The organism is Streptomyces malaysiensis subsp. samsunensis (assembly GCF_024519315.1).
GTDB classification, from domain to species: domain Bacteria; phylum Actinomycetota; class Actinomycetes; order Streptomycetales; family Streptomycetaceae; genus Streptomyces; species Streptomyces malaysiensis.
This window is the reverse complement of record NZ_JANIIC010000045.1, coordinates 64,722-90,509: the sequence shown is the minus strand read 5'-3', so window position 1 is coordinate 90,509 and position 25,788 is coordinate 64,722. Positions and strand designations below refer to the sequence as shown.

The following is a 25,788-nucleotide window of genomic DNA, read 5'->3' as shown; positions in this document are numbered from 1 at the left end:
GATTCTTGTTCCGGCGGCGAGCGGGCCGTCCCCTAAACAGCCCCCTCATTCCCCCTGACCGCGGTGGCGACAGCGGCTGTCAGGCGGAATGCGGGGGCCTCGACGCCTGTTCGGCGCGGCATCGGGATGTCGAAGCGCACAGTGGCGAAACCTGGTCAGTCCCGCGGCTCGGGCAGGCCCGGACCGGCACAGTGCACATCGGCCGCGGGAAGGGCCCCGTCGACCAGATACGCGGCGGCGGCTCCGTCCACGCAGGGGTTGCCCCGGCTGGCGAACACGCCGTGGGAGTAGTCCTGGTGGAGCGTCACCAGCCGGGAACCGGGCAGCAGACGCCGGAGCCGGTGCGCGCCCTCGATGGGGGTGACGGGGTCGTGGGCGGAGGCGATCAGCAGGGCGGGCGGGGCGCCGGGGCCGCCGAGCCGGGTGCGGTGGGCGGGCCGGTGGTGCCAGTAGGCGCAGGTGGACGCCTCGATGCCGGTGAGCACCGGCTGCGGATCCAGCCGCCGCAGGCGGCGTACGTCGGCCACCACCTGGCGGGGCGTGGGGGCGTGGCCGTCCGCGCACTTCACGATGCGGTTGGCGGCTTCGTAGTTGCGCGACTCGGGGCCGTCGAAGGGGTCGGTGGGGCGCAGGGCGCCGGTGTCGCCGTCGCTCAGATAGGCGTGCAGGCCGTCGGCGAGGCCAGTCCAGCGTTCGGTGCGGCCGAGCGCGCGGTAGACGGCGCGGTCGAAGGCGGCCGCGCCGAACCCGTCCACCGGGCGGGTGGCGAGTCCCGCGCGCACCCGCAGATACGCCGCGCGCACCGCCTCGGGGCTGTCACCGAGCCGGAACCGGCCGGTGTGCTCCGCCGCCCAGCGGAAGAAGACATCGCGCTGGCGCAGCAGGGCCCGGGTCTGCCGCAGATCGAAGTCGTACCACTCCTCGGGGCCGACGACGCTGTCGAGCACCATGCGGGACACGTGGCGGGGGAAGTGGGCGGCGTAGGCGGCGCCGAGGTAGCTGCCGTAGGAGACACCGAGGAAGCCGGTGCGCCGCTCGCCGAGCGCCGCCCGGATGGCGTCCATGTCGTGCGCGGTCTGCTCCGTCGACAGGTACGGCAGGGCGCCGCCCGCCCCCGCCGCGCAGTCGTCCGCCATGCGCCGCAGGGAGCGGAGGTGTGCGCGTTCCGCCCTGGGGCCGACCGGTACGGGATCGGCGCCCGGACCGTCGAAGAGACCACCCATACGGCCGCAGTCGGCGGGTGCGCTGTGGCCGACACCGCGCGGGTCGAAGCCGATGATGTCGTACGAACGCCGGACGCTCTCGGGGAGTTTGGCCCGTTTGGTGACCGCGTACGGCAGCCCCGACCCGCCGGGCCCTCCCGGGTTCACCAGAAGGATGCCGCGCCGCTCTGCGGGGGACCCGGAGGCCCGTACGCGGGAGACGGCGATCCGGATGCGTTCGCCCTCCGGGTGGTGCCGGTCCAGCGGAACGGCGAGCGTCGCGCATGCGACGCGCTCCGGCGCGGGCGGGTCCGGTACGGAGTCCGGGCAGGCGCCGAAACGAAGGGTTGGGGCCGGGGCGTCGGCGTGGGCGGGGACGGGCGCGCCGGTGAGGAGGGTCGCGGCGCACGCCATGAGGGCGCAGGCCACCGAGGAGCGCCGGGCGGGGGGAGCCATGGGTCTCGCTATCTGGTGAGTGGTGGACGCGATCGGAGGAGGGGGCTGTGACCGCGCCCACCGAGAAGTTTTCGAACCATCAGATGACAATGAAAACGATTCTCGATTAATGTGCGGTGGGCGGTCAAGGCGAGGACACCCGACGCGCCCGGCGCCGGAACCGCCCTGCCCTCAGCCCGACGACGACGAACGTTGCCCCTCAACCTGACGACGACGAAGGAGAGTTGTGGCCCACCTGCTGATGGTCGAGAGCTGGGTCGGATCGATGAGCAGGCTGCTGCCACGGGCGATCCGGGAGAGTGGGCACGAGTTCACCTTCCTCACGCGCGATCTGCACCACTATCTGCGTTCGGCGCCCGAGGGCACCGCCCATCCGCTGCTCGCCGCCCGCCATGTGCTCACCGCCGACACCAACGACACCGACTCCCTGCTGTCGCTGGTGGAACGGCTGCACACCACGCTGGGCTTCGACGGCGTCATAACCTCCTGCGACTACTACCTGCCGACGGTCGCTCGCATCGCCGGCCGGCTGGGGCTGCCCGGACCCTCCGCGGAAGCGGTGGAGAGCGCCTGCCGCAAGGACACCACCCGGAGTGTGCTCGAAGCCGCCGGAGTGGCCGGACCGCGCTACGCCGTCTGCGCCGACTGGGCGCGGACCGCCGAGGCGGCGCGGCACATCGGCTATCCGCTGGTGGTCAAGCCCGTGGACCTGTGCGCCGGAATGTACGTACGGCGGGTGGATGACGAAGGTGGGTTGCTGGACGCCTTTCGCGCGCTCGCCGACTTCCCCGTCAACGCCCGTGGCCAGCGCCGTTCGCCCGTCGTACTGCTCGAAGAGCTCCTCGAAGGGCCGGAGTTCAGCGTCGAGACGGTGTCGTTCGGCGGTGCGGCCGAGGTGGTCGGGGTGACGGACAAGAGCGTCGGCGGGGCGCCCGCGTTCATCGAGACCGGGCATATGTTTCCGGCCGCGCTCGCCCCGGAGGACGCCGAAGCGGTGTGCGAGACCGCGCTGCTCGCGCTGAAGGCGCTCGGCCTGGACGGCGTCGTGGCCCACACCGAGATCAAGCTGACCACCGCCGGGCCACGGGTGGTCGAGGTCAACCCCCGCCCCGCGGGCAACCGCATCACCGAACTGGTCCGCCATGTCACCGGCGTCGACCTCGCCGCCGCCTTCGTGGACGTCGCGCTCGGCAAGCGGCCCGATCTGCGGCGGCGGGACACCGGGCTGCGCAGCGCCGCCATCGGCTTCCTGGTGCCGGACACCGCCGGAACGCTGGTCTCGATCGAGGGCGGCGACGCGGTATGGGAGGAGCCGGACGTCCTCGAGGTGCGGCTCGCCGAGCCCGGCGAACACGTCAAGGCGGCCGGGAGCAACAACGAATACCTCGGCCACATCATGGCGGCCGACACGGAAGGCCCTGGGGCCCGCGACCGCGTCGAGGCCCTGCTGGCCGGGCTGCGCCCGCGCGTGGTGATCGCATGACGACGGACACCGGGCGGACCGCCGAACGCACCGCCCGCCAAGGGGAGTTGTCCTCCGGGGAACTGCTCGGCCGGGCTCTGGACGGGGCCCTCGGGCCCGACCCGAGAACGCTGCGGATCGCCGTGGCCTTCACCACGTGCCAGGCCGTACGCCACGACGGGCGCAGCGGTGGCTACCGCAACGAGGTGCTCAGCCTGCGCCTCGCCGAGGCCGTCGGCTCATGCGCGGTCGAGCCCGGCGCGCTGCCCGACGGAGCGATCGACGACTGTGTGGGCGCGGACGTGGCCCGGTTGCTGCGCCACGACCTGACACCGGTCCGGATCGCCGCCCTCGACGCCTATCTGATGCATGTGCTGCCGCACACCCCCGGCCATGGGGCCCGGCCGGTGTCCCTCGCGGCGGGCGACTCCCTCCGCAAGTCCCGTGCGCGGGCCGAATCCGTCACCGGGCTGCTGGACCTGGCGCCGGGCCGGACCGTCCTCGTCGTGGGCGTGGTCAACTCCCTTCTGGAGGCGCTGCGTTCACGAGGACTGCGCTATGTGCCGTGCGACCTCAAGGGCGGCACCACGGAGTGGGGAGAGCCGATCGCCACCGACGCGCTCGCGCGGCTGGACCACTGCGACGCCGTCCTCGCCTCCGGTATGACGCTCGGCAACGGCACCTTCGAGCCGCTGCGCGAACACGCCCTGCGCCACGGCAAGCAACTGGTGATGTTCGCCCAGACCGGCAGCGCGATCCTGCCCCGTCTGATCGGCGCCGGGGTCAGCGCGGTGTGCGCCGAGCCCTACCCCTTCTTCTGGCTCGACGGCGGCCCCGGGACCATCCACTGTTACGGGGGCGCGCCATGACCACGGCCCTCCACCCCGCCCCCGCGGGCGGTGGCCTCCTCGCCCTGCTCGGCCGCACCCCGCTCGCCCGGATCACCACCGATCTGCCCTGCCCCCACCCCGGCTTCTGGGCCAAGCTGGAAGGGCTCGGCGCCGGTGGGATGAAGGCACGCGCCGCCGTGTCCATGCTGCTCGGCGCCCGGGAGCGCGGCGAACTGCGGCCCGGCGCCCCGGTGGTGGAATCCACCTCCGGCACGCTCGGCATCGGCCTCGCCTTCGCGGGCCAGGCGCTCGGCCACCCCATCGTGCTGGTCTGCGACACCGAGCTCGAACCGTCGATGCGGCAGCTGCTGCGCACCTACGGCGTCCGCCTGGAACTCGTGGACCGCCCGGCGGCCGAGGGCGGCTGGCAGGCCGCCCGGCTGGCGCGGCTGCGCGAACTGCTGGCGCTGCTGCCGGACGCGTACTGGCCCGATCAGTACAACAATCCCGACAACACCTCCGGTTACGCCTCGCTCGCCGCCGAACTGACCGGTCAGCTCGACCATCTCGACATCCTGGTGTGCAGCGTCGGCACCGGCGGCCACAGCGCCGGCCTCATCCGGCCACTGCGCGAACGCTGGCCCGCGCTGCGGCTCATCGGGGTCGACGCCACCGGATCCACCATCTTCGGCCAGCCCGCACGGCCCCGGCTGATGCGCGGGCTGGGCAGCAGCATCCACCCGCGCAACGTGGCCTATGACGCCTTCGACGAGGTCCACTGGGTGGGCCCCGCCGAGGCGGCGCACACCTGCCGGGCGCTGGCCAGGGGCAGCTTCATCAGCGGCGGCTGGAGCACCGGGGCCGTCGGGCTCGTCGCCGCCTGGGCCGCCCGCGTCCACCCCGGAGCCGTCGTCGCCACCGTCTTCCCCGACGGACCGCACCGCTATCTCGGCACCGTCTACGACGACGACTTCGCCACCGCACACGGCCTCGACCTGACCACCGCCGCCACCCGGCCCGTGCAGATCGCGCACCCGCGCGCCGCCGAGGCCACCGGCTGGGTGCGCTGCACCACCGTCACCGACCCGCTGAGCAGCGGGTCCCCGACCCTGGAAAGCACCTCGTGAAAGCCCGTCAGCGCACCGTACGCCTCGAACTCGCCGAGCCGCTGCGTATTTCCCGTTCCACCATGGCCGCCCGCGACGCCGTCTGGCTGACCGTCGAACACGCGGGGCAGTACGGCCACGGCGAGGCGGTCACCAGCGGCTACTACGGCCTCGACACCGCCACCCTCCAGCGGCTGCTGCACGAGGCGGGCCAGGACCTGGCGCGCTTCGCCGACCCGGAGAGCGCGCTGTCCGCCCTGTGCGAGGAGGAGTACGGCCACCACCGCCCGGCCGCGGTGCGAGCCGCCGTCGAATCGGCACTCCTCGACCTCCGCGGCAAACGCGCGGGCCTGCCCCTCCACCGGCTTCTCGACGCCGCCACGACGCGGCAGTTCGCCGCCACCGCCCGCACCGTGGGAATCGTCCCGGTCGAGCGGGCGGCGGCGCAGGCCCGGTGCCTGGCCGACAGCGGATTCTCCATCATCAAGATCAAGGCAGGGGCCCAGGACCCCGAGGACGACGTGGAACGCGTACGGGCGGTGCGCGCCGCCGCGCCCACCGCCCGGCTGCTGCTCGACCCCAACGGCGCCTGGACCGTGCCCCAGGCGCGGGAGCTGCTGCCCCGCTTCGCGGACCTCACCGTCGAGGCCGTTGAACAGCCCATCGCACCGGGTGACCCCGAGGCGCTGGCGCGGCTCGCCGAACGCTCACCGCTGCCCGTCATCGCGGACGAGGACGCCGTGGACCACGAGGACGTCCGCCGGCTCGCCGGGCGGGTGCGGGGCGTCAACGTCAAGCTGGCCAAGTGCGGCGGCGTCCACGCGGCGCTGCGGATCGCCTCGCTGATCGAGGGCAGCGGCACCGAGCTGATGCTCGGCTGTCTGACCGCCAGCACCCTCGGCCTCGCGCCCGCCGTCCACCTCGTGGGCCGCGCCCGCTGGATCGACCTCGACGGACATCTGCTGCTCGCCCATGACCCGTGGACCGGCATCGGGGGCACCGACGGGGTCGTACGGACCAGTGGCCGCCCCGGACTCGGCGTGCGGCGACGGACCACGGCCGCGGCGGGAGCCGAGGGCATCGAGGGAGCCGCAGGAGCCGGAGGGGAGGAGCACCGTGAAGACCTGGCGTGAACTGCGGGGCTTCCCGCTCGCGATCCGCCTGCTGCTGATCAACCAACTCGGCGTCAACACCGGCTTCTACCTGCTCATCCCGTATCTCGCCACCCACCTGAGCGAGGATCTGGGCATGTCGGCGGCCGTCGTCGGCACGGTGCTGGGGGTACGCAACCTCAGCCAGCAGGGTCTGTTCATCATCGGCGGATCGGCCTCCGACCGGCTGGGCGCACGCGGGGTCATCATCACCGGCTGTGCGGTACGCACCCTCGGATTCGCGCTCTTCGCGCTCGGCGACGGCCTGCCGGTGCTGCTCGCCGCCTCGGTGCTCAGCGGCCTGGCGGGCGCCCTGTTCAACCCTGCCGTACGGGCCTATCTGGCGCAGGAGGCGGGCGGGCGCCAAGCGGAGGCGTTCGCGCTGTTCAACGTCTTCGCGACCACCGGCGCCCTGATCGGGCCGCTGCTCGGCAGCGCCCTGCTGCTCGTGGACTTCCGTGCCTCCGCGCTCACCGCCGCCGCGATCTTCGCGCTGCTGACCGTCGCCCAGGCGCTGGTGCTCCCCGCCCGCACCGTCACACCGCCGCCCGGCGGCGTCCTCGCGGACTGGCGGGAAGTGGCCGGCAACCGCGCCTTCCTGGCCTTCGCGCTGGCCATGGTCGGCATGTTCACCCTCGAGAATCAGCTGTATCTGCTGCTGCCCGCCGGGGCGCGCCAGGCCACCGGCTGGGACGGCGCGGCCGGGCTCGTCTTCCTCGTCGGCACGCTCACCAATCTCGCGCTCCAGCTGCGGATCACCCGCGCCCTGAAGGCGCGCGGCAGCCGGGCACGGTGGATCTGCGTGGGCCTCGCGCTGATGGGTCTGGCCTTCCTGCCGCCCATGGTGGTCGCGGGGGCCTCGCCCGGCGGGCCGGGGACGAAGGCGCTGTACGCCCTGCCGGTACTGGCCGGTGCCCTCCTGCTCTACCTGGGCGTGATGGTCGCCCAGCCCTTTGTGATGGAGCTGATCCCCGGCTTCGGGCGAACCGAGCTCACCGGCACCTATTTCGGGCTCTTCTACGTGGTCTCCGGCATCGCCGCGGCCGTGGGCAACACGGCCGTCGGCTGGGCCATGGACGCCGGGGCGCACGGGGGCGCCGCCTGGCTGCCCTGGGCCTGCTGCCTGGCCTTCGGCCTCGCCTCGGCCGGTGGCGTCGCCCGGCTGCACCGCACCGGAACACTGCCCGCCCCGCGCCCGGCCGTCCCCGTGGCCGCCTGAGAGAGAACGGCACGAGATGCGACACGAACCACAGCGCGACACGTCCCGGGGCAATCTGCTCACCGACAGCCCCGAACTGTACGAGGCCAGATTCCCCGACCCCGAACGGATCGCCGGCCGCTGGGCCGAGGACGTCCTGCGGCGGTACGGCGCCGGTCCACGGGTCCTGGACATCGGCTGCGGCACCGGGCGCGACGCCGCGTATCTGCACGGCGCGGGCCGCACGGTCGTCGGGGCCGACCTCTCGACGGCGATGCTGGAGTACGCCCGCGAGCACCACCCGGGACCGGAGTACCGCCACGCCGATCTGCGCGGCTTCGACCTCGGCACCTTCGACGCCGTGGTGTGCCTGGACAGCGCCCTGCTGTACTGCCACACCAATGACGACCTCGACGGCTTTCTCACCTCCTGCCGCGCCGGGCTGGCGCCCGGCGGCCTCCTCGTCGCGGAGCTGCGCAACGGCGCCTTCTTCCTGGGCCGTACCGAACTCCTCGGCACCCCCACCGTCGATGCCTTCAGCCGCCACGGCACCGTCCACCGGTCCACCACCACCCTGTCCCTCGACCGGGCGGCGCAGCTGTTGCGCCGGAGGCGCGTATGGTCGGCCGACGACGGGTCCCCGCCGGTCGAGCAGCACTCGGCGTGGCGGCTGCTCTTCCCGCAGGAGCTACGGCACTTCCTGACCGGCCACGGCTTCACCGTCCTCGGCCTGTACGACCGGCCGGGGCCGCGCACCGAGCCGCCGTGGCGCGAGGGCGACGACGCGGCCACCACGGTCGACTCCGACCGGCTGCATCTCGTCGCCCGGCTGACCGGCTGACCGAACCGGGCCCCTGCGGGCCGCGATCCAGGCTGACGGCCACCGGGCCGCGACCGCCGACGACCGCTACAGAGCCGTGACCGCCGAGCCCGCCACCGGGCCGCGACCGAGGACATCCGCCACCGAGCCGCGACCATCGACGCCCGCCACCGAGCCGCCACCGCCGACGACCGCCCCCGACACCTTCGAGGAACACCGCCATGCACGATGAACCCGCTCCCCGCCGCCACCTCCCGAGCCCGCACCGGCGCGGCTTCCTCGCCACGGCCTCGGGCCTCGCCGGCCTCGGCGCACTCACCCTCGCCGGATGCGGCGGCGGCACCTCCGGCCGGGACGATGCGAAGGGCGACGGAAAGCCACGGCGTGGCGGACGGCTGCGCGCCGCCTTCGCGGGCGGCGGTGCGAGCGAAACGCTCGATCCGCATCTGGGCAATCTGTTCGCCGATGTCGCCCGCGCCAAGGCGCTCTTCGACAAGCTCGCCGACTACGGCGCCGACCTCTCCGCCCGGCCGCGCCTGGCCCGGTCGTGGGAGCCGAACGCGGGCCTGGACCGCTGGCAGGTCACCCTGCGGGACGCCGCCTTCCACAACGGCAAGCCGGTGACCGCGCGGGACGTCCTCCACAGCTACCGCCGTATCGCCGATCCGAAGCGGGCGTTCCGCGCCAAGGCGTCCCTCGAGCCCATCGATCTCACGGCGAGCCGGGCCGTGGACCGGCGGACCGTCGAGTTCGTCCTCAAGCGCCCGACCGCCGAATTCCCCAATATCCTCGCCGCGTTCGGCGCGTACATCGTCCCCGACGGCGCTGAGGATTTCGATCGCAAACCGGTCGGCAGCGGGCCCTTCCGGCTCGTCTCCTTCGCCCCGGGACGCTCCACCGTGCTGCGGCGCAACGACGCCTACTGGGACGGCGCCCCCTACCTCGACGAGCTCGAATTCATCGTGGCGAACGAGGAGTCCGCCCGCGTCAACGCGCTCCTCGGCGGCCAGGTCGAGTACGCCCATGAGCTGAACCCCACCACCGCCCGCGCCCATGAGCGCGGCGGCCGGATGGAGATCGTCCGGCTGCCGGGCAGCACCATGCAGGCGTTCGCGATGAAGACCGACCGCCCGCCCTTCGACGACAAGCGCGTCCGTGAGGCGTTCTTCCTCATCGCCGACCGGAAGGAGCTGATCGACGGCGCCCTGTCCGGCGCGGGCCAACTCGGCAACGACCTGTTCGGCAAGGGCTATGAGTACTACCCGGCCGGGCTCCCGCAGCGCGAACAGGACCTCGACCGCGCACGTAAGCTGCTGAAGCAGGCGGGCGCGGACGGACTCAGGGTCACCCTCGACACCTCGTCCGTCGCCGCCGGATTCACCGAGGCCGCCGCCATCTTCCGCGACCAGGCCGCCAAGGCCGGAGTCAAGATCACGGTGCGGAACGGCAGCAAGGACTCCTACTGGAGCGACATCCTCGACTCCGGCACCCTGTGCAGCTACCGCTCCGGCGCCATGCCCATCGAGTCCCATATCTCCCAGCGGCTGCTCACCGACTCCACCACCAACGCCACCAAATGGCATCACCGGGACTTCGACGCCCTCTACCAGCAGGCCCAGTCCACCAAGGACGACAAGGCCCGCGCCGCCGTCTACGAGCGCATGCAGCGCCGTCTGTACGCCGAAGGGGGCTTCCTGGTCTGGGGGTTCGCCGACTGGATCATCGGCACCGCGCCCGCCGTGGGCGGCGTCGACCGCGAGGCCCCGGCCAACACCCTGGGCTGGGCCCGCTTCGACAAGGTCTGGCTCCGTTGACGCCCGTGCGCTCCTGGCTCGCCCGGCGGCTGCTGCTCGGCGCCGCCCAGACCGTGGCCGTGGTGCTGCTGGTCTTCGCGCTCACCGAGGCGCTGCCGGGGGACGCCGCCGTGGTACTCGCCGGGGACCAGCCCGACCCGGCGCGGATCGCCGCCATCCGCGACACCATGGAGCTGGACCGGCCCGCCGCCGTCCGCCTGCTGGACTGGGCGGCCGGGCTGGCGCACGGCGACCTCGGCACCTCGCTGGTCTCGGGACGGCCCGTGAACTCGTATGTGGCCGACGGCTTCGGCCCCACCCTGCTCCTCGCCTCCCTCACGGTGCTGTTCCTGGTGCCGGCCGGGGTGGGGCTGGGCGTGCTCGCCGCCCGCCACCAGGGGCGGCTCGTGGACCGGGCCATCTCCACGGTGACCCTCGGCGTCTACGCCGTCCCCGAATTCGCCCTCGGTGTGCTGCTGGTGACCGTCTTCGCGCTGCGGCTGGGCTGGCTGCCGCCGACGGCCGTGGGCTACGGCACCGATCTGCTCGCCCACCCCGCCGCGCTGGTGCTTCCCGTGCTCGTCCTGCTGTCCCGGCCGGTGTGTTCGCTGGCCCGCATGGTGCGCGCCGGAATGATCGAGGCGCTCGCCTCGCCGTACGTCGCCCAGGCGCGCCGGTACGGCATCCACGGCGCCCGGATCCGCTACGCACACGCCCTGCCCAACGCGGTCGCCCCGGCCGCCCAGCACCTCGCCCGCACGGTGGACTGGCTGCTGTGCGGGGTCATCGTCGTGGAGGCGCTGTTCGTGATCCCCGGTCTGGGAACCGTGCTGATGAACGCGGTCGCCGAACGCGATGTGCCCGTGGTGCAGGGGCTCGCGGTGGTCTTCGGCGTCGTCACCGTCGTCCTGAACATCGGCGCCGATCTGGTCACCCGCGGGTTCGCCCCCCGTGCCGAGGTGACGGCGTGAGCGCGTACGCCGACGAGCGGCCGGGACGGGGTCGCCGGGCCCGGCCGGGGCGGGGGCGCTGGGCGCTCGCCGTCGTGATCGTGGCCGTGCCCCTCGCCCTCGCCCTGCTCGGGCCGCTGTTCGCCGGTGCGCCCGGACCGCGCGCCACCTCCTTCACGCTCGGCGGCGGCCACTGGCTCGGTACCGACTTCGTGGGCCGCGACGTCTGGCGGCAGATCCTGCTCGGCGGGCGGCCGGTGGTGCTCACCGCGCTGGCGGCGACCGCGCTCGCGTATCTGGTGGCGCTGCCGATCGGGCTCATCGCCGCGCTCACCCACCGCGGCTGGCTGGAGGAGCTGCTCATGCGCCCCCTGGACATCCTGCTCGCCGTACCGTCGCTGCTGCTGATCCTGCTGGTCGCCACCGTCTTCACCCCGGGCGCGGCGGGCCTGGCGCTGCTGGTGGCGCTCGCCAACATCCCGGACGCGGCCCGGCTGGTGCGCGCCGCGGCCGCCGAGGCCGCCTCGCGCCCGGCGGTCGAGGCGATGCGGATGCAGGGCGAGACATGGTGGCGCATGGGGGTCGGCTACGTCGGGCGGTCGATTCTGCGCACGCTGGCCGCCGACGCCGGAATCCGGCTCACCGGAGTGCTCTATCTGGTGGCCACGGCGGCCTTCCTGGGTGTCGGCGTGGCACCGGACGCCGCGGACTGGGCGGTGATGGTGGACCGCAACCGCACCGGGCTGTTCGTCCAGCCCTGGGCGGTCGTGGTGCCCGCGCTGCTGATCGTCGCCCTGACCACGGGCGGCAACCTGCTGTTCGACGCCGCACTGGACCGCGCCGGGCGCCCGGAGACGAAGGACGCGCGTCCGGAGAAGAAGATGGGGAAACGCACGTGAACGCGGTCGCCGAGATCAAGGACCTGCGCGTCGAGATCGACGGCCGGGCCGTCGTCGACCGGATGAGCCTGCGGGTGCCGCCCGGAAAGGTCACCGCGCTGGTGGGTCCGTCCGGCAGCGGCAAGACGACCACGGGGCTGGCGCTGCTCGGCGAGTACCCGCCGGGGGCCCAGGTGACGGGCGAAGTACAGGTGGCCGAGGGGCTGGTCGGCTATGTCCCCCAGCATCCGGCCACGGTCCTCAACCCCGCCCGCCGGATCGGCGCGCTCCTCCACGACATCGCCCGCACGCAGGTGCGCCATCTACCGCGTTCCGAGCGCCGCGCCGAGGCCCGAGAGCGGGTGCTCGCCGCCCTGACCCAGGCCCAACTGCCGGATGGGGAGGTGCTGTTGCGGCGCTATCCGCATCAGCTGTCCGGCGGTCAGCAGCAGCGGGTCGTCCTCGCACAGGCGCTGCTCCTCGGCGCGCGTGTCGTGGTCGCGGACGAACCGACCACGGGCCAGGACGCGCTGACCAAACGCCGCGTTGTCGAGCGGCTGTCCGCGGTCGCCGAGCGCGGTATCGCCGTCGTACTCCTCAGCCACGATCTGGATGTGGTGCGGGCGCTCGCCGACGAGGTGGTGATCGTGCGCACCGGCCGGGTGGTGGAGTCGGGCCCCGCCGAGCGGCTGTGGACGGCGCCCGCGCACCCCTGGACCCGTACGCTCCTCGCGGCACGGACGACACCGCCCACGGCCCCGGAGAGCGCCCCGCCGGGCGGCGTACCACGCGAAATACGGCAGCCGGTGGAGGCGGCCCCCGGGCTGCGGGTGCGCGGGCTGACCGCACGGCACGGCGCCACCACCGTGCTGCGCCCCGCCGATCTCACCGTCCGGTCCGGCACCTGCCTGGCCGTCGTCGGCCGCTCGGGCAGCGGCAAGACCACGCTCGCCCGGTGCCTGGCCGGACTCCACCGCGACCATGACGGACACGTACTGCTCGACGGCGCCCCGCTGCCCCGGAGCCTGCGCGCCCGCACCCGGGAGCAACTCGCCGCGGTCCAGTACGTGTTCCAGGACGCACGGGCCGCCTTCGACGAACACCGGCCGGTCCTGGACCAGGTGGCGCGCACGGCGACACGGCTGCGAGGGGCCGCCCCGGCCGAGGCGCGCGCCGAGGCGGACGCCACGCTGGGCGGTCTCGGGCTCGCCCCCGACCTGGTACGACGCCTCCCCGGGCAGCTGTCGGGCGGCGAGTTGCAGCGTGCCGCGCTCGCCCGTGCCCTGCTCGCCCGGCCCCGGGTACTCATATGCGACGAGGTCACCTCCGGACTCGACCCCATCACCCGGCGCGACATCCTCGACCGGCTCATCGCCCTGCCCCGCGACCGCGACGAGCTGGCCCTGATCCTCATCACCCACGACCTGGACGTGGCGGCGTCGGCCACGCGCATCGCCGTCCTGGAGGCGGGCGAGGTGATCGAGCAGGGCCCGGCACACCAGGTGCTCACCGCACCGGGCCACGCGTTCACGGCCTCGCTGGTCCGTGCGTCGTCGGCCCTCTCCCCGGGGCCGGGCCGACCGGCAGGTGAATGAGTCTGGAGCGGATGTTCCGTCGTCTGTTTGTATGTCCTCCGGACCAAGCGATTCAGGGGGTGGCGGACACATGGTGTCCACGGAAAGTGTTCTCACGTTCGCGGCGATGTCGCTGTTGGTGATCGTGATCCCGGGGCCGAGCGTGCTGTTCGTGGTCGGCCGGGCTCTCGCCCACGGCCGCCGTACGGCGCTCGCGACGGTCCTCGGCAATGTGATCGGCTGCTACGCCTTGGTGGTCGCCGTGGCGTGGGGTCTCGGCGCGCTGGTGGAGAGCTCGGTCGCCGTGTTCACGGGTGTGAAGCTGGCGGGAGCGGCGTATCTCATCTTCCTGGGTGTGCAGGCATTCCGGCACCGCGGGGAGATGCGGGTGGCGAACCTGCGGGCCCCGGCCGGTGAGCGGCGCGGCGATCTGCGTACGGTTCTGGACGGCATCTTCGTGGGGGTCACCAACCCGAAGGGCATCGTCTTCTTCGCGGCGGTCCTACCGCAGTTCGTGAATCACTCGGCGGGCCATGTCTCCATCCAGATGCTGCTGTTGGGCCTGGTCCCGGTGACCATCGGCATGGTCACGGACACCCTGTGGGGCCTGGGCGCCTCGGCGGCGCGTTCCTGGTTCGCCCGCTCGGACCGCCGCCTGTCGATGGCCGGCGGGGCGGGCGGCCTCGCGATGATCGGCCTCGGTGTGACGGTGGCGGCGACCGGCCGCGCCGACTGACCGGCCCCGGCGGTGCGGCGGCCCCGGCGACGGTGCGGTCGCCGGGGCCGGGACGGATGGCCCGTCGGGTTTCTCTCGTCGGTCACATGGCGGATACGGTCAGTGGTCGTCCCAGTGACCCTGGTGGCTGGCGTGGCGATGTCCGTCGTGGACATAGTCCACATGGTCCCCGTGCGGCACGGCGACATGGCCGCAGCCGTCCTGGTGCTGGTGGTCGTGGCCTTCATGGACGGCGTGACCGGCCGGTTCGCATTCGTCGATGTGGTCGTTGTGCGTGCGGTGCAGGTGGCCGTCGTGGACGTAGTCGATGTGGTCCCGGTGCGGCACGGCGACGTGGCCGCACTCCTTGCCGTGCTCATGGGCGTGGTCGCTGTGCGGCGTATGCGTGGAGGTGGTCATGAGGGCCTTCTTTCTCCCCCCTCCTCGGCCTCCTCGGCTCCCTCTCGATTCTGCATCCGGGCCGCCTCCCATGTCATTTCCCGGTCACCGAGAGCCGATCGTCGCGTTACGCGGAGCTATCGGATGGCCACGGGAACGTGGCCGGGGAACGTGGCCGGGGGACCGGTCACAGGGTGAGCAGTTCCTCGTGGAACCCGCCGAACCCCCGCTCCTGGTCGATGAGGTGGATCTCCAGGATCCAGTGGCAGCGGCGCCCGGCCTTGTCGGTGCGGCGCAGGGGTGTGTCGTTGCCGGGCGTGATGTACGACTCCACGTCCGCGCCGTCGATCGTCTCGTGCGGGAACTCCCCGACCAGGTGTCCTGCGTGCCAGCCGCCCAGCTTCCATCCGGCCTCTGCGGCCAGGCGGCCGACCTCGGTGTGCAGCCGCTCGCCGGTGATGTCCGGGGCGCTCTCGAAGAATGCCCTCCCCGCGGCGAACACCTTGGACAGATCATCCCGCAGCCGGTGCTTGACCGGATCCTCGCCGAGGACGAATGTCCTTCCGAAGTCGGCCTCGTATTCTTCGAAGATCGGCCCGAAGTCGGCGAACACGATGTCGTCCGTACCGATTGCCCGGTCCGGCGGATTCTCCCGGTACGGCATGAGCGTGTTCGGCCCCGAGCGCACGATGCGCTTGTGCCAGTGCCGGGTCGTACCGAACATCTCGTTCGCCAGGTCCCGGACCCGGTCGCTGACCGCCCGCTCTTCCTCGCCGGGCGCGACCAGCCCGCGCGCCTCGATCTCCGCGAAGAGCCGCGCGGCCTTCGCCTGGGCGGCCACCAGTCGTGCCGCACGTGTGCGTTCGTCATCCGCCATGCGGCCAAACGTAACTATCCGGGATCACTCCCGACAACGGGATTCGTGCGGGTGGGGTCCTGGTGAACTCGCCGTCCCCGTGAGCCGGCGCACGCGGCCTCACACCGGAGGCCCCTCGGCCGGTGCCGTGGCGTCGGCGACGATTGCTCGCAGCGCCGCGATGTGGCCGTTGAAGGCGTCCCGCCCGGTGCTGGTGAGCCGGGCGCGCACCTTCCGGCGGCTGCCGCTGAGGCGGCGTTCCGTGGCCACGTACCCGGCTTCTTCGAGCGTCGTGAGCTGCTTGGACAGCGCCGAGTCGGACAGCTGGAGCCGGTCCTTGAGGAAGGCGAACTCCGCCCAGTCGGCGGCCGCCAGCGTCGCCACCAGCGACAGCCGGGTGCTGGGATGGATCAGCTCGTCGAATCGCGCCTCCGTCATGCCCGCGCCCACCGCCGCAGAACGCGCAGGATCTCCGGTCCGCCGAACCCGACGACGCCCGCGACCAGCGCCGCCGCCCAGATGCCGGCATGGCCGGCGCCGTCGGCGTCGAGCGCGAGCGCCGCGAGGACCGTGACCGCGATGAGCCCGAACAGCATGCCGACCACGACGAGCGGGATACGGCGACCGGCGACCGACGCGCTCACCAGCAGCCGATCCGTGCGTCGGCGCCCGTCGAGCAGGCGCGAGGCGAACACCCCGTGCCCCACGCCGAAGGCCACGGTCGCGATCCCGGCCACCCAGGGCGACAGCACATTGCCGAGCACGGCCAGCAGGAGCCAGCCCGCCGCCATCGCCCACCAGTAGCCGCGGGGCAGGCCGACTTCCTCGGCCACCTGACGCCGGGCGCGGTCGGCCGCGTCGAGGGCGCTGCGGGCCTGCTCCGGAGCGATGTTGTCCATGGCGGGACCCCACTTTCCTACCGGGAAAGTAAGAGTCCCGCTTTCCTGTCAGGAAAGTCAAGAGCCGGCCCCCGGCCGCTCGGTCAGCGGGTGCGTCCGCGCGGCTTCAGCGGCACCGGGGGGAGCTCGGGGGCGCGCAGCGGGGCGCCGTCGTAGCCGTGGACCTCACCGAAGCGCGTGCCCGCCGCCCAGTCCGTGCGGGCCTGTGTGATCTCCTCATGGGACTGCCCGATGAAGTTCCACCACATCACGATCTTCTCTTCGAAGGGCTCGCCGCCCAGCAGCATGAACGCGCTGTCCACATCCGCCCGCAGCGGCAGCTCGGCGCGTCCGCAGCCGAGGTAGAGGAGCGAGCCGGGCGCGAGGCGCACCCCGTCCACCTCGGCCTCGCCGGACATGGTGAGCGCCGCGTACTCGAAGTCGGGCCGCACCGGCAGCCGGGCGTCGGTCCCGGCCGCGAGGGCTATGTCCGCGCCCATCAGCGGGGTGAAGGTGGTGCCGGGGGAGACCGCGCCGTCCAGTTCGCCGAGGATCACCGTCGCCCGCAGCCCTCCGCCGCCGGTCACCCGGGGCAGCTCGGCGTGGTGCTCCCACGCGGGGGCGATATGGCGGTCGCCGTCGGGCAGCGCGACCCACAGCTGGGCCCCGTGCAGCAGCCTGGCGTGCTCGCGCGGGGACTCCTCGGAGTGCGCGATGGCCCGGCCCGAGGTCATCAGCCCCAACTCGCGGGGGCGCACCGTCTGAAGGCTGCCCACGCTGTCGCGGTGCAGCACCTCGCCGTCGTGCAGCCAGCTGACCGTCTGAAGCCCCATATGCGGATGCGGAGGGACCTGCATGCCCGGCTCCTGGGCGATGTCGTCCGGGCCGTAGTGGTCGATGAAGCACCAGGCCCCCACCATGCGCCGCCCGAGGTTCGGCAGCAGCCGGCGCACCATCGTGGATTCGCCCAGTGCGACCTCCTTGGCGGTCAGCAGTTCGCGGACCGGCCGGGCGGTGACGTCCTCGCGGCCGCCGCACACGGTGGCCGCGGGCCTGAGATCGAGATTGCTCATGACCGCACTCTCCTGTCGGGGACGACTCGCCCTCGTTCGTACGGCTCCGAGCGTAGCCGTACGAGGCGATCACCCCTGCTCGGGACGGCCGGGCCCCCGCGTCGGCGCTTCATCCGCCCTCGGCGACGGCCACTGTCAGGGGGAGCCAGGGGGATCTTTAGGGGGCGGCCGGGACGCCGCCGGAAGAAGAATCTATCCGGTGACCGTGTCGACCCTGAAGGAGATCGCATGCCGTCCACACTGCACACCGAGCCCGTGGCGACCGTCCTGGACGGACTGCTGGAGGCCGAGCGCGAAGGCGACGAGCGCGCGTTCGCCGAGACCGGTGTGACCGACCCGAAGGCGGCCTGGGCCGAGCTGGATGCCGGCCAGATGGCCGAGACGTTCAAGGACGCCTCCATGTCGGTGTCCAAGGAGGGCGGTGAGCTGCTCTACCTGCTCACCCGCGCGACCGGCGCCAGGACCGTCGTCGAGTACGGGACCTCTTTCGGCGTGTCCACCCTCTACCTGGCCAGCGCGGTACGGGACAACGGCGGCGGGCAGGTCATCGGCACGGAGCTCCAGGCGGACAAGGTGGCCAGGGCCACGGAGGCCATCGCCGCCGCCGGCCTCTCCGACATCGCGAGCGTCCGGGTCGGCGACGCACGGGAGACCCTGCGGGAGCTGCCCGAGTCGGTGGACCTCCTGCTGATGGACGGCTGGCCCAACCTCAACCGCGCGGTGCTCGAGGTGGTGGAACCCCGGCTGCGCCGGGGCGCGCTGGTGCTCGTGGACGACATGGACATGGACTTCGGCTTCGATATGCACCGTGAGATGCGGGACTACCTCGCCGACCCCTCCAGCGGCTATCTCGCACTGCGCCTGCCCGTCGCACACGGGATCCTGGCGGGTGTGCGGCTCGGCTGAGCGCTCCGCTGGACGGCGCTGTCCCCGTCGGCGGCCGATGGCGATACAGCCCGTCGACGCCCGCGTCGGCGGCCTTGCGGGCGTGCTCGACACCGGCGACGACATGCAGGCAGACGGTGCCGATGGCACGGAAACGCTCCAGGTAGCGGCGTGGCCCGCCCTGCGAGGCGATCAGTACGGGCGGCCGGCGGGCGAGGAGCAGATCGATGACGTCGTCGGCCCCCGCCCGGTGGAGCGGCAGATTGACCGCCCAGGGACGGCCGGTGCCGGCGGCCATCTCATCGAGGGTACGGGCCAGGTCGTCCAGGCGCATGGGCCCCGCGGCGACGACTCCGAGGCCACCGGCCCCGCTGACCGCCAGCGGCAGGGCCGAACACGAGGAGGCCCAGGACATACCGGCCTGGATGACGGGCAGGTCGATACCGAGCAGACGGGTGACGGGGGTGGGGATACGGATCACGCCGGTCATGCCGGTACCTCGTCGTCACGCTGTGCGAGCAGGCCGCGGGCGTGGGCGGCGAGCCGGTTCTTCCGCACCTTGGAGCTGGCGGTCATACCGATCTCCTCGAACCCTTCGACGATGCGCAGATGGCGGGGCACCTTGAACCCGGCCATACGGGTGCGCGCCCAGGCGATCAGTTCGTCCTCGGTGGTGCCCGGTTCGGTGAGGACGACGAACGCGAACACCACTTCGACCAGTCGCTCGTCGGGGACGCCGACCACGACGGCCTGCCGTACCCGCGGATGGCGGTGCAAGGTGTTCTCCACGTCGGCCGGTGCGACGTTCTCGCCTCCGACCCGGATGATGTCCTTGGTGCGGCCCACGAAGTACAGCCGGCCCGTGGCATCGAGCGTGCCGACGTCACCGGTGGCCAGCCAGCCGGCGGGGTCGATGGCGGCGGCGGTCGCCTCCGGCGCGTCCAGATAGCCCCGCATGACGTTCCAGCCGCGCACCAGGATCGAACCCGGCTCGCCGGGACCGCAGTCGCGGGTGTCGTCCGCGGCGCGGATGCGCACCTCGACGCCGGGCTCCAGCAGCATCGCACCGGACGCCCTGACCTGGTGGCCCTCCCACCAGCAGGACTGGGCGACATTGGGCGAGGCTTCGGACAGACCGTATCCGGCGACGCACTCGGTGGCACCCAACTCGTCGATCACCCGGCGGATGACGGTGGGGGAGGCCGCCACCCACGCACCCCGCAGGTGCAGTGTGCGGTGTGCGCGGTCGGGGTGGTTGAGCAGCATCAGCGCGATGGTGTCGTTGCCGGAGAAGTGGGTGCAGCGTTCGCTCTCCAACAGCCGCAGCGCTTCGGCCGGTTCGAACTTCGGCATGGTCACCAGAGTCGTGGCGTGCTGGATGGACGCCAGTACGGACAGGGTGCTGCCGGCGACGTGGAAGAAGGGCCGGGCGCTGTGGAAGCGGTCGCCGGGACGCAGGCCGAGGCGCGCACCGGAGAAGAACGCGTCGGCGCACATGCCGCGCTGGGTGAGCAGTACGCCCTGGGACGGGAGGTGGTGCCGGAGGTGTACTGGACCAGCAGGATGTCGTCGGGGGCGCCGGTCGCGGGGGCGTCGCCGGTGGCCCCGGCCAGGAACCGCGGCCACGCCGTCGCCCACTCGGGTACCTCCTGCCCGCACACCACGACTCGCTCCAGGTCGGGCAGGCCGCGGCAGGTGGCCGTGGAGTCCTCGCCGACGCCGAGTTCGCGCAGCATGGCGCAGAAGTCGACACGCAGGACGCGGTCGGCGACGAACAGCGTGGAGACCCTGGCATGGGCGAGCGTGTGACGCACCTCGTCGGCGGTGTACCGGGTGGAGATCACCTTCTACATCGCCCGGTTCCTCCTCGGTGTCGCCGAGGCCGGTTTCTTCCCCGGGGCGCTCTACTTCCTGTCCCGCTGGTTCCCCTCCGACCGGCGCACCCGCATGACCGCGGTGTTCTTCGCGGGCGTGCCCATCTCCGGCGTCGTGGGCTCCCTGATGTCCGGCGGCATCATGCACACCTTCGGCGGCATCGCCGGCCTCGCCGACTGGCAGTGGCTCTTCCTCATCGAGGGCATCCCCCCGATCGTGCTCGCCGGGGTCGTCCTCCTGTGGCTCGTCGACGAACCCGGACAGGCGCGGTGGCTGACCCCCGCGCAGCGGGCTGCCGTACGCGCGGACCTCGACGCGGACCAGCGGCGCAAGGGCGACGAGGAGGCGGCCGGCGGGCACGGCGGTCTGCGCATCGCGCTGCGGGACCCCAAGGTGTGGATCACCGGTCTGTGCGCCTGCGGCGCCTACACCCTGGCCAACGCCGTGTCGTTCTGGACGCCGAGGATCATCGCCGAGGCGGGCGTCGGCGACGTCCTCGACCTCGGGCTCTTCTCCGCCCTGCCGCCCCTGCTCGGCATCGTGGTCATGCTGATCGTGGGACGGCACTCCGACCGCACCCTCGAACGCCGCTGGCACGCGGCCCTCAGCTGGACCGTGGCCGCCCTCGCGATGGTCGCGCTCTCGGTGTCCAGCGGCAGCGTCATCGTCGTCGTGGCGCTGCTGGCGGTCCTCGCCGCGGCCCACTACTCCGGCCTCACCGTGTTCTACTCGATCCCCTCCATCTACCTGGGAGAGCGCGCGGCAGCCACCGGCATCGCCCTCGTCACCTCGATGGGCTCGTTCGCCGCGGCCGCCTCCCCATCCCTGCTCGGCTTCATCCAGGCCGGCACCGGCAGCCTCGCCCTCGGCCTTCAGATCAGCGCCGGCATCGTGCTGCTCGCCGTCGCCCTGCTGCTGCTCGGGGTCAAGGCAAGCGATCTGCGGGAACGACGATCCCCTTGAGGTGTGCGGCGGGCCGCCCGCGCGGCCCGTGGCCCCGGAGGCGTCGGCGGGAGGCGTGCCCCTCCCGCCGACGATCGCTCATGACCGCACTTTCCCCTCGGGGGACGCCCGGCGCTCGCTCGTACGGCTCCGGACGTAGCCGTACGAGGCGATCGCCGCGTACACCAGCGCCGCGCCCAGCAGCCAGCCGGCCAGGACGTCGCTGGGCCAGTGGACGCCCAGATAGAGGCGGGTGAAGCCGACCCCCAGCACGGACACGGCGGCCACGACGGCCATGAGCCGCAGCCACTTCGCGGGCGCCCCGTGCAGCGTCAGCAGCCACAGCAGCAGCCCGAAGGTGACGGTGGTGGTCAGGGCGTGGCCGGACGGGAAGGCCGCGTAGTGCGCCGAGTCCACCGGATCCGGCCACTGGGGACGTGCCCGGTCGACGCCGGCCTTGATCGCCTGTTGCAGCGCCGTGCCCGCCGCCGCCGTGACGGCGACCCAGAGGGCGAGTCGCCACTCCCCGCGCCACAGCAGCCATCCCACGGCCACGGCCAGCAGCGCACGCATCGTCCAGGGGTCCCAGACCCAGTCCGTGAGCACTCTGTTGGCCTTGGTCCAGCCGTGGTGCTCCACGGCGGAGCGGTGCAGGGCGACGACGATGTCCCGGTCGGTGCTTCCCAGGGGCCCCCAATGGGTGGCCACCAGGGCGAGCAGCACCAGGAAGAGTGCAGTGAACACGGCCGCGGTGAGGGCGGCTCGGCGGTGGAGGGTTGCCGGCTGCATGGGTCGATGATCGCCGACGGGCGGGCCATGGAGCCAGGAGGCCCTTATGACGGGCTGGGAGACCTGGGGTCCTTACGGTCGTCCGCGAGGCCAGGGGTCCTTACCGTCATCCGGGAGACCACTGCCCTTACGGCGGTCGGGGAGGCCGGGAAGCCCCTGCGGCGGCCCCGGAGCCAGGGGCCCTGGTAGGCCCGGCCGGGGACCCTTGTGATGGGCTGGGCGGCCACAAGCTGGGCGGCCTCGTGTGCCGCGGGCGGCTACCCCAGCACCCGCAGCGCCGGGACCAGGGTGACCAGGAGCGGGACGACCGGGACGAGCGCCGCGGTGGCCGTAAGGCGCCAGCGGCGCGCCACCGGGAGGCGGGAGGCCGGGGCCAGCAGCCGGTCCACCCGCTGCGGAACCTGGGCGAGCGCGCTGGGGCAGGGGCCGAACACCCCGCGGTCCTCGTTGAGTTCGACGAGCGCGAGCGCGGTGGTCGTCCGCCCGAAGCGTCGTGACGCGGAGTCGTCGGCGGCCAGTTCGACCAGCCGGTACACCTCGTCGCGGAACGCCGCGAACATGGTCACCTGCGGAAAGCCGGTGGCCAGCGCGCCTGAGCAGTGCAGCAGCCAGTGGTGGCGGGCGCGGGCGTGGCCCTGCTCATGGGCGATCACGGCGTCCAGCCGACGGCCCTTGAGGCGGCGCAGCGCCGCCGTGGTGATGACGAGCTGGGGCGTGGTGTCCGGCAGCCACCAGGCGTCCGGCTTCTCGCTCTCCAGGACGACCAGACGCTCCCCGCTGGGCTCCTCACCGGGCAGGACGGGGGAGCGGACGAGGAGTTCGGCGCGGTGCTGCTTGCGCCAGGCGCGGGCGCGGCCGATCTCGCGGGTGAGCATCACCGCGCTCCAGACGGCCCCGAAGGCGAGCGCCAGGGCGATGGGCGCGGCCAGCGGCCCGTAGCCGGACAGCGCGTACGCCTCCACCACGCCCTTGGGCGCCGGGGCGAAGACATTGCCGCGTACGGCGTCCCAGGCGGCCGCCGCCGTGAGCGCCATGGTCAGCGCACAGCACAGGAGCACCCCGACGACCACGCACTGCCACACCCAGAGGGCGAGCACGGGTTCGCGGTCGATCCAGTCGGAGCGGGAGAGCAGGCGCGGCGCCATCGCCGCCGCCAGTGCGCCGAGGCCCATCAGCGCGAACGGGACCATCATGGCGGTCAGCCTATGATCGCGACGCCGGGGCCGGGTACGGTCACGACGGGGAAGTGACGCACACCACGGTGTGGCCACGACCCGGCCGCCGCCCCGGTCACAGCGTGAGCAGCATCGCGAACATCCCTATCCCCATCGACAGCCTGCACGCATGCCGCAGCTCGGGCCGCCGTGACCAGTCGGCGCCGGGCGGACCGGCCGCCGCGCCGTCCACGGCGCCGTCCGTCAGCGGTACGAGCCGCAGCCCGGACCGTACGACGTAGACCGCGAAGTACAGAAGCAGTACCCCGGTCAGGAGCGGCACCCCGCCCGCCATCCGGTCCGGGGCCATCGGGCCGGTGTGATGGTGACCGCCCGTGGTGCCCGCCATCATCGCGAGCGCCATATAGACCATCGCCAGCGCTCCGACGGCGTGGTGCAGACGGTGTCCCGGGAGCCCCGCGCCCCGCTCCACCGGCAGCAGGGTCCTTACGGCGGCCACGGCGAAGACCCCCGCGAAGGCGAGCGGACCCCAGGGCCGTGGGTCCAGCGCGGTGGACGGCACCGCCATCGCCGCCATGCCCCACCCCATCAGCGCCTCGGCGGCCGCGATCCGCCGCACCGGACCGGGCGGCTCACCGCGCATCTGAAGCAGACAGTAGGCACCCGTGGCCGCGCACAGCGCGACCAGCAGCCAGCCGACGAGCGGATTTCCGTGCACGGCACACCTCCCGGAAGAGGGACGTACTACCAGGAGACATCCCCCGCGGCGCCACCACACACGGGAGCGCACGGGCGCAGTGGGGGAGCGCGAGGCGTGCGGAGTGGCGCGGAGTGATAGGGAGCGCGGGGCGCGGTGTGGCACCGTGAGACATGCGGCCGTGGATCATGCAGGCCCCAGCCGCACCACGGGTCGTGAACGCCCATTCCAAGAAAACGTCTGTTCCAAGAGGAGGAGAGCCCGTGTCGAACCCACCGCTTCCCGAGGCCGCGGTCGCCATGCTCGAGAAGCCCAATCCGGCCGTGATCGCGACGATCCGGTCCGACGGCCAGCCGGTGTCCACCGCCACCTGGTACCTCTGGGACGACGGCCGGGTCCTGGTCAACATGGACGAGGGCCGCAAGCGGCTCAACCATATCCGCAACGACCCCAGGGTCACGCTCACCGTCATCGACGAGGCGAACTGGTACAACCACATCAGCCTCATCGGCCGGGTCGTCGAGATCGAGGACGACAAGGATCTGGCCGGTATCGACCGGCTGTCCCGGCAGTACCTCGGCCAGGAGTACCCGCGGCGGGACCGCGGCAGGGTCAGCGCCTGGATCGAGATCGACCGCTGGCACGGCTGGGGCGAGCACAAGGAGAACAGCCAGCCCGGCTGATCCCCCTCCCCGGCACCGCCCGCCGTCCGCCCCACCACCCCCGACCACCCCGAACCGTGGCGGGCGGACGGCACCAGGGCGACCCGCGGCATGGTGTCGCCGACCCCACATGACGTGGCGGTAGCCATCGTGGCATGTGGAGGATAGTGACCACATACAGCAGCCCTGTCGAGATCATCCGGCGGGGAGTTGTGTGTTGGTCAGGACGCCAGCCCGGACCGGCGCGCCATCGCCAGTAAGTCCGGTCGGCTGCGCTGGTGGAGCGTCCACAGCACGCGAAGCACTTCGCGCGCCATCGGATGGATCTCGGCCATCTGCGGGGCGACGTGGAAGGCGTACTTCAGCGCGTCCTCCGCGCCGACGAGATCCTTCGTCGCCAGACGCGCACGCGCGGCGTCTATGGCCAAACGACCAACGCGCGACGGCTTCAGCCCCGAGGGGGGATTCTTCAGGAGTGGGGCTGCCACCTGAGCCGCCTTATCAGGGTGGTTCAGCTCGATCTGCGCAGCCAGCTCGTACAACGCCGTGTTGCCCGATCCAAATGTGAGGTTGTGCTGGAGGACATCGGGCCCCGTGATCCGCTCTGCCAGCGTCTTCGCCCGGCGGACGTGGTCCGCGGTGGCGTTCGCATCCTCGTGCCGGGAGGCCAGGACGATGCCGCGGAGGTGGAGCGATCCCAGGTGGACAACGCGATCCAGATCATCACCCGGCGTCTTCTCGTACTTGACAATGGCGCGCTCAATGATCGCCAAACCGTCGGAATACTCGCCGGCCGACTGATACGTCCCCGCCTCATTCCACGCCGCGGCAGCCACAGCTTCGGGGTTCCATGTCTGCTGGGCCGCCCACTGCTGACGGCTGACGATCATGTCGGCCAGGTCCGGCTGACGAAATCGGTGAGCGCAGGCGTAAGCGCAGCTGTACACATCGGCCACCTGCCCCCACGCCGTGGCGTCCCCGTCGCTCTCCATGGCGGTCGCGGTGACCTGGCCGAGGAGTGTGGGGAGGAGCTGGAGCAGCTTCAGGTAGTCGGTGTCGGCACGGAGCTGAGCGGCCTGCTTGAGGGACGCAGCCAGCTCGCCGGGCGGTGGAACGTTCTCGCGCGGCAGGGTGTGTCGGCGGACGACCGTCCGTAGCTGATCCATCAATTCCGTCTGCTTCGACGGATCGGCAAAGGGATCGCCGTAGATGCGGGCCGTCGTGACCTTCAGTGCGGTTGCCGCTGCTGCCACATTCGGCGGAGTCGCCGGGCGAAGCCCGGTCTCGATTTTGCTCAGATACGAGAGCGTGATCCCCATTTGGCGGGAAAGGGCCGCCTGGCTCAGACCGCGGACCTTTCGCAATACCGCGATGTTCTCGCCCGCTGACGGTGCGCTGTCCATGGTCCAACTGTCGCACGGG

Annotated in this window: 25 protein-coding genes and 2 pseudogenes; 14 read left to right on the top strand and 13 right to left on the bottom strand. The window is 72.5% G+C overall.

The window, feature by feature from the left end; all coding sequences use genetic code 11:
• Window positions 1-155 precede the first annotated feature (155 nt).
• A complete protein-coding gene (locus NQU54_RS32030) occupies window positions 156-1,658 on the bottom strand; it encodes an alpha/beta hydrolase (RefSeq protein ID WP_257634067.1) in 1,503 nt (500 codons plus the stop codon).
• Between the two features lie 226 nt (window positions 1,659-1,884).
• Between NQU54_RS32030 and NQU54_RS32025 the strand changes: the two genes are divergently transcribed.
• The 11 genes from NQU54_RS32025 to NQU54_RS31975 all read left to right on the top strand — a co-directional run bounded on the left by NQU54_RS32025 (window position 1,885) and on the right by NQU54_RS31975 (window position 14,156).
• A complete protein-coding gene (locus NQU54_RS32025; RefSeq protein ID WP_257634066.1) occupies window positions 1,885-3,141 on the top strand; it encodes an ATP-grasp domain-containing protein in 1,257 nt (418 codons plus the stop codon).
• Complete coding sequence (locus NQU54_RS32020; protein ID WP_257634065.1) at window positions 3,138-3,989, top strand: Rossmann-like domain-containing protein; 852 nt, start codon at window positions 3,138-3,140, stop codon at window positions 3,987-3,989. Before NQU54_RS32025 ends, NQU54_RS32020 begins: the two co-directional genes overlap by 4 nt.
• Window positions 3,986-5,077, top strand: a complete 1,092-nt coding sequence (locus NQU54_RS32015) for a PLP-dependent cysteine synthase family protein (RefSeq protein WP_099012796.1) — start codon at window positions 3,986-3,988, stop codon at window positions 5,075-5,077. The genes NQU54_RS32020 and NQU54_RS32015 overlap by 4 nt, the downstream gene beginning before the upstream one ends.
• Window positions 5,074-6,189, top strand: coding sequence for a mandelate racemase/muconate lactonizing enzyme family protein (locus tag NQU54_RS32010; protein WP_257634064.1), 1,116 nt, complete (start codon window positions 5,074-5,076; stop codon window positions 6,187-6,189). The genes NQU54_RS32015 and NQU54_RS32010 overlap by 4 nt, the downstream gene beginning before the upstream one ends.
• Window positions 6,173-7,426 (top strand): MFS transporter, encoded by a 1,254-nt coding sequence (locus NQU54_RS32005; protein ID WP_257634063.1) that lies wholly within the window; start codon window positions 6,173-6,175, stop codon window positions 7,424-7,426. The genes NQU54_RS32010 and NQU54_RS32005 overlap by 17 nt, the downstream gene beginning before the upstream one ends.
• 16 nt (window positions 7,427-7,442) lie before the next feature.
• Window positions 7,443-8,246 carry a class I SAM-dependent methyltransferase gene (locus tag NQU54_RS32000; RefSeq protein ID WP_257634062.1) on the top strand — a complete coding sequence of 268 codons (804 nt, stop codon included), beginning with the start codon at window positions 7,443-7,445 and terminating at the stop codon, window positions 8,244-8,246.
• A 200-nt stretch (window positions 8,247-8,446) separates the two neighbouring features.
• Entirely contained in the window at window positions 8,447-10,039 is a 1,593-nt protein-coding gene (locus NQU54_RS31995; RefSeq protein ID WP_257634061.1) for an ABC transporter substrate-binding protein, read from the top strand.
• Entirely contained in the window at window positions 10,036-10,989 is a 954-nt protein-coding gene (locus tag NQU54_RS31990) for an ABC transporter permease (protein ID WP_257634060.1), read from the top strand. The genes NQU54_RS31995 and NQU54_RS31990 overlap by 4 nt, the downstream gene beginning before the upstream one ends.
• Before the next feature lie 74 nt (window positions 10,990-11,063).
• Complete coding sequence (locus tag NQU54_RS31985; protein ID WP_257634077.1) at window positions 11,064-11,867, top strand: ABC transporter permease subunit; 804 nt, start codon at window positions 11,064-11,066, stop codon at window positions 11,865-11,867.
• Window positions 11,864-13,441, top strand: coding sequence for an ABC transporter ATP-binding protein (locus tag NQU54_RS31980; RefSeq protein WP_257634059.1), 1,578 nt, complete (start codon window positions 11,864-11,866; stop codon window positions 13,439-13,441). The genes NQU54_RS31985 and NQU54_RS31980 overlap by 4 nt, the downstream gene beginning before the upstream one ends.
• 70 nt (window positions 13,442-13,511) lie before the next feature.
• A complete protein-coding gene (locus tag NQU54_RS31975; RefSeq protein ID WP_257634058.1) occupies window positions 13,512-14,156 on the top strand; it encodes a LysE family translocator in 645 nt (214 codons plus the stop codon).
• A 99-nt stretch (window positions 14,157-14,255) separates the two neighbouring features.
• Here NQU54_RS31975 and NQU54_RS31970 read toward each other — a convergent pair whose 3' ends face one another.
• From NQU54_RS31970 to NQU54_RS31950, 5 genes are all read right to left on the bottom strand, one after another.
• Window positions 14,256-14,555 carry a hypothetical protein gene (locus NQU54_RS31970; protein WP_257634057.1) on the bottom strand — a complete coding sequence of 100 codons (300 nt, stop codon included), beginning with the start codon at window positions 14,553-14,555 and terminating at the stop codon, window positions 14,256-14,258.
• Window positions 14,556-14,721: 166 nt separating this feature from the next.
• Window positions 14,722-15,411, bottom strand: coding sequence for a M24 family metallopeptidase (locus NQU54_RS31965; RefSeq protein WP_257634056.1), 690 nt, complete (start codon window positions 15,409-15,411; stop codon window positions 14,722-14,724).
• 99 nt (window positions 15,412-15,510) lie between these two features.
• Window positions 15,511-15,828, bottom strand: a complete 318-nt coding sequence (locus tag NQU54_RS31960) for a winged helix-turn-helix domain-containing protein (RefSeq protein ID WP_174886379.1) — start codon at window positions 15,826-15,828, stop codon at window positions 15,511-15,513.
• On the bottom strand, window positions 15,825-16,289 hold the full coding sequence (locus NQU54_RS31955; RefSeq protein WP_257634055.1) for a hypothetical protein: 465 nt from the start codon (window positions 16,287-16,289) through the stop codon (window positions 15,825-15,827). Before NQU54_RS31955 ends, NQU54_RS31960 begins: the two co-directional genes overlap by 4 nt.
• A gap of 83 nt (window positions 16,290-16,372) precedes the next feature.
• Window positions 16,373-17,341 (bottom strand): pirin family protein, encoded by a 969-nt coding sequence (locus NQU54_RS31950; protein WP_257634054.1) that lies wholly within the window; start codon window positions 17,339-17,341, stop codon window positions 16,373-16,375.
• Window positions 17,342-17,569: 228 nt separating this feature from the next.
• Between NQU54_RS31950 and NQU54_RS31945 the strand changes: the two genes are divergently transcribed.
• The gene (locus NQU54_RS31945; RefSeq protein WP_069871198.1) at window positions 17,570-18,247 is read left to right on the top strand and encodes an O-methyltransferase; all 678 of its coding nucleotides are present in this window, start codon (window positions 17,570-17,572) and stop codon (window positions 18,245-18,247) included.
• Between the two features lie 226 nt (window positions 18,248-18,473).
• Here the strand turns inward: NQU54_RS31945 and NQU54_RS31940 are convergent.
• The 3 genes and pseudogenes from NQU54_RS31940 to NQU54_RS31930 form a co-directional block, all read right to left on the bottom strand.
• Window positions 18,474-18,716: pseudogene (locus tag NQU54_RS31940) on the bottom strand (nitronate monooxygenase); the annotation flags it as partial.
• The gene (locus NQU54_RS50250) at window positions 18,713-19,183 is read right to left on the bottom strand and encodes an AMP-binding enzyme (RefSeq protein WP_372506108.1); all 471 of its coding nucleotides are present in this window, start codon (window positions 19,181-19,183) and stop codon (window positions 18,713-18,715) included. The pseudogene NQU54_RS31940 and the gene NQU54_RS50250, both read right to left, overlap by 4 nt.
• 45 nt (window positions 19,184-19,228) lie before the next feature.
• Window positions 19,229-20,040 (bottom strand): annotated as a pseudogene (locus NQU54_RS31930) (AMP-binding protein); the annotation flags it as partial.
• Window positions 20,041-20,059: 19 nt separating this feature from the next.
• Between NQU54_RS31930 and NQU54_RS31925 the strand changes: the two are divergent.
• The gene (locus NQU54_RS31925) at window positions 20,060-21,064 is read left to right on the top strand and encodes an MFS transporter (RefSeq protein WP_257634053.1); all 1,005 of its coding nucleotides are present in this window, start codon (window positions 20,060-20,062) and stop codon (window positions 21,062-21,064) included.
• Between the two features lie 78 nt (window positions 21,065-21,142).
• Here the strand turns inward: NQU54_RS31925 and NQU54_RS31920 are convergent, their stop codons facing one another.
• From NQU54_RS31920 to NQU54_RS31910, 3 genes are all read right to left on the bottom strand, one after another.
• A complete protein-coding gene (locus tag NQU54_RS31920; protein WP_257634052.1) occupies window positions 21,143-21,832 on the bottom strand; it encodes a phosphatase PAP2 family protein in 690 nt (229 codons plus the stop codon).
• A gap of 257 nt (window positions 21,833-22,089) precedes the next feature.
• A complete protein-coding gene (locus NQU54_RS31915) occupies window positions 22,090-23,025 on the bottom strand; it encodes a M56 family metallopeptidase (RefSeq protein ID WP_257634051.1) in 936 nt (311 codons plus the stop codon).
• Between the two features lie 97 nt (window positions 23,026-23,122).
• Complete coding sequence (locus tag NQU54_RS31910) at window positions 23,123-23,725, bottom strand: DUF5134 domain-containing protein (protein WP_257634050.1); 603 nt, start codon at window positions 23,723-23,725, stop codon at window positions 23,123-23,125.
• Window positions 23,726-23,967: 242 nt separating this feature from the next.
• Between NQU54_RS31910 and NQU54_RS31905 the strand changes: the two genes are divergently transcribed.
• Window positions 23,968-24,387, top strand: coding sequence for a PPOX class F420-dependent oxidoreductase (locus NQU54_RS31905; protein ID WP_257634049.1), 420 nt, complete (start codon window positions 23,968-23,970; stop codon window positions 24,385-24,387).
• Between the two features lie 200 nt (window positions 24,388-24,587).
• On the opposite strand, the gene NQU54_RS31900 is transcribed toward NQU54_RS31905, so the two are convergent.
• A complete protein-coding gene (locus NQU54_RS31900; protein WP_257634048.1) occupies window positions 24,588-25,769 on the bottom strand; it encodes a helix-turn-helix domain-containing protein in 1,182 nt (393 codons plus the stop codon).
• Between the last annotated feature and the right edge of the window lie 19 nt (window positions 25,770-25,788).